Consider the following 259-nt stretch of genomic DNA (forward strand, 5'->3'; position numbering starts at 1 on the left):
ATCCAGTAGCAAGTTGCCCCCGAGTGCCTTGCCTGTTTTGATATAATTTTGCAAAAGAACGGCGTCCCCGCCGGTTAGACCTGTAACGGATTGCACCCCTTTAAGACCTCTCTCAACCGCTTGCTCCATCACTGTCAAATTCCTGTCCATCTTTTCAATGACCTGTTCTCTCGACAGGCTTGAGAACTCCATTTCTTGTAAAATCATGATTTCCGCGATTTTTACATTTCTACTTTCAGCAAGTTCAACCAACTCTGCT

1 protein-coding gene is annotated in these 259 nt (G+C 45.2%); it reads right to left on the reverse strand.

Translation table 11 applies throughout. From position 1 onward, the window contains the following. Positions 1–259 (reverse strand): L-serine ammonia-lyase, iron-sulfur-dependent, subunit alpha (locus SB773_RS32825; protein ID WP_410594587.1); only part of this gene is annotated, 259 nt, incomplete at both ends.

Origin of the sequence: Bacillus sp. SIMBA_074 (assembly GCF_046534555.1) — a bacterium.
Lineage (GTDB): Bacteria > Bacillota > Bacilli > Bacillales > Bacillaceae_G > Bacillus_A > Bacillus_A mycoides.